At 60.9% G+C, this 2963-nt stretch carries 3 protein-coding genes; 1 reads left to right on the top strand and 2 read right to left on the bottom strand.

All coding sequences use genetic code 11. The features are described from left to right. Positions 1–355 precede the first annotated feature (355 nt). Both KP703_RS15190 and KP703_RS15185 read right to left on the bottom strand, forming a co-directional pair. Positions 356–2092, bottom strand: coding sequence for a recombinase family protein (locus KP703_RS15190; RefSeq protein WP_252354122.1), 1737 nt, complete (start codon positions 2090–2092; stop codon positions 356–358). Positions 2093–2105: 13 nt separating this feature from the next. After that, entirely contained in the window at positions 2106–2294 is a 189-nt protein-coding gene (locus KP703_RS15185) for a hypothetical protein (protein ID WP_215755529.1), read from the bottom strand. A gap of 472 nt (positions 2295–2766) precedes the next feature. On the opposite strand from KP703_RS15185, the gene KP703_RS15180 reads away from it, so the two are divergent. Further along, the coding region (locus KP703_RS15180) for a transposase (protein WP_215754477.1) at positions 2767–2963 on the top strand (197 nt) is incomplete at its 3' end.

Genomic DNA, 2963 nt, shown 5'->3' with positions numbered 1-2963 from the left:
CCAGACATGGCGTGTGCAGAGTGCTGCTGATCGTAAGGCGCTCGGGAAGGTCGAGCGAGGCATTGCCGGAATTATGGCGGCAATTGAGGACGGGATGTATCAGCCTTCGATGAAAACACGACTGGTCAGCCTTGAGGGGCAGAAGGCGGACATAGTGGCTCGCCTGCGTGAAGCCCCACCTGATGTTCCCAATGTGCATCCGGATATTGCCAGTCACTATCGGCGGAACGTGGAGCGGTTCACCGAGGCTCTGGACGACCCGGATGGCGGCAAGGAAGCAACCGAAGCTTTACGCTCCCTTATCGGAGGAATTGTTTTCACCCCAGGCGAGAAGCGGGGAGAAGTTCATATTACATTACGCGGCGAGCTGATGGGTATTCTCGACGTTGCAAATGACGTCAGCGGCAAAAAGGAAAGTCGGCTTATGACAGCAGGGGAAGCAGGCCCCCGCAACCATCTGAACTTGCGATGCGAACGCATTACGAACCCCAGTCCGGAAACGGGCTGGGGTTTTCGTTTGTCCGCCCGACGCAACCGTCAGGATGCCCGCGAGATCGCCCCGGACGTCGATCTGTAGCCCCTTGTCGGATGGCGTGAGAATGATCGCCTCGATCAGTGAACGGATCACCTCGGCTGCCTCCTGGCGCTTTTCGTCCAGCTCGGAATGCAGCATGTCGTGTAGGCGCGCGAGCTGTCGGTGGTAGAACTCCGCCATTTGGGGATGGAGCAGGGGAGGCGGCTCCTCGGCGCTCGCGAGGAAGTCCTTGAGTTCCGCCTTGCGGGCTTCGAGCTTGGAGCCGCGCTCCTTGACCGTTTCGATCGAGATCGCTTCGGAAAGGTAGAGATCCATCAGCCGCTGGATCTCGCGCTCGACCCGCTTCAGTTCTGATTCCGCTGCGCCGATGTCGGCCGACGCCTCTATGCGCAGCCGGTTCATCTCGGTGGTGAAGGCCGTGCAGAACTCGGCGAACAGGTCCGGGTCCATGAGGTGGTGACGCAGGGCGTCGAGGACGCGCCGCTCCAGCTCCTCGCGGCGCATATTGGTCCGGTTGTCACAGGTGCCCTTGTTGCGGGCGGTCGAGCAGCCGAGCAAGGTGCCGGAGATCATGGAATAGCCGCCACCGCAGCAGCCGCATTTGCTCAGGCCGGAGAACAGGTAACGGGGACGGCGCTTCTCGCGGAAATGGTCGGGCAGGGAGGCATCGCGTGTATTGCGGCTGGCGCTGACACTGGCCTGCCGTGCCTTGACCGCGTCCCATAGATCCTGATCGACGATCCGCAATTCCGGCACCTCCTGGATGACCCATTCGGTGTCCGGGTTGGGGCGGGCCTGACGCTTGCCGGTGTCGGGATCCTTGATGAACCGCTGGCGGTTCCAGACCAGCCTGCCCACGTACATCTCATTGTTGAGGATACCCGTGCCGCGTAGCCGGTTGCCGTTGATGGTCGAGAAACCCCAGGTGCCGCTGCCCGGTGCCGGGATACCCTCGTCATTGAGGCGGAAGGCGATGGCGCGCGGCCCGAGCCCGGCCGCGAAATCGCGGAAGATGCGACGGACCACGTCGGCTTCCGCTGAATTGATGGTCCGGTCGCCCCGTATCGGCTCGCCATTGGCGTCGAGCCTGCGCACAACATCATAGCCATAGGCGTTGCTGCCGCCGGACTTGCCCAGTTCCACGCGCCCCCGCAGGCCGCGATGGGTCTTCTCGGCCAGGTCCTTCAGGAACAGGGCGTTCATCGTGCCCTTCAGGCCGACATGCAGATGGGAGACTTCGCCCTCGGAGAGGGTGACGATCCGCACGCCGGCATAGTTCATGCGCTTGAAGACGCCGGCTATGTCCTCCTGGTCACGTGAGAGGCGGTCCATCGCCTCGGCCAGCACGATCTGGAACCGTCCGCGCTGTGCATCGGCAATCAGCGCCTGGATGCCGGGCCGCATGAGGGACGCGCCCGAGATGGCGTGGTCGGTATACTCCTCGACGATGGTCCAGCCCTGTTTTTCCGCGTGGGTGCGGCAGACCCGAAGCTGGTCGGCGATCGAGGCGTCGCGCTGGTTATCGGAGGAATAGCGGGCGTAGAGCGCGACCTTCATGACGGGGTATCCCTTACGGTCCGGAGCGGCGGCGCTGCTCCTGTTGCTGTGACCGGAACCAGTCCCGTGCCGCGCGACGGGCCATGAGGCGAACGAGCGCCACGAGACGCGGGTCGGGAGCATCGGGGCGCAGAATGAGCCGCAATTCGGGCTCTGGCGGTCGATACGTCGGGGCAATGGACTGGCTGGGTCTGTCCGTCATCGTCGCTCTCTTCCGGCCGCATGGCAAGGAAAACAGACACACGATCTGGACAGATGACTGTTATTTCAATGGAAATACGCATTATGGAAAGTCGTGCCCGCGCGGGCTCCAGCGTACGGAATCGTAGTTATGGGTAGTCCCGGATACAGGCGCGTCGTACAAATACTTGCTTGCAGCGGCGTTACGGGAGGGGAGGACGGATGAACGGCCGTGTTTCGGACTCTGTGCCTTGCACGCGAAGGTAAGGGGTCAATGCGACCCGATCACCGTCGTAGGGCACGTAGCAGTGATTGCGCGGATGGCTGCGGAGACCAGCAATCTAATTGGAGTGGGGTAACCCTAACGTTACGTCCTTTGCCGTATTCTTCAAGGTCATCCGTGCACAGCTCAAGAGTCAAATTCAAGTTTATTTCATGGAAGCAGCCTAGAGGGTGTTATGTACTTTCTGGCGTAAGTGTTCCAGAACAGATGGATGAATACTGCCCGCAAACCGTATCCGTCTGATATCAGTGACGAAGAGTGGTCTCTGATTGTTCCATACCTCCTTTTGATGAAAGAAGATGCGGACCAGCGACACCATAATCTGAGAGAGTTGTTCAACGGTCTTCGGTATGTGATCCGTTACGGCATTGCATGGCGTGCGATGCCGAACGATCTGCCGCCATGGAC

This window comes from Acetobacter sp. P5B1 (assembly GCF_018811985.1).
In the GTDB taxonomy this organism is placed as follows: Bacteria; Pseudomonadota; Alphaproteobacteria; order Acetobacterales; family Acetobacteraceae; genus Acetobacter; species Acetobacter cerevisiae.
The sequence above is the reverse complement of the archived record's forward strand: the minus strand, read 5'-3'. Positions and strand labels throughout refer to the sequence as shown.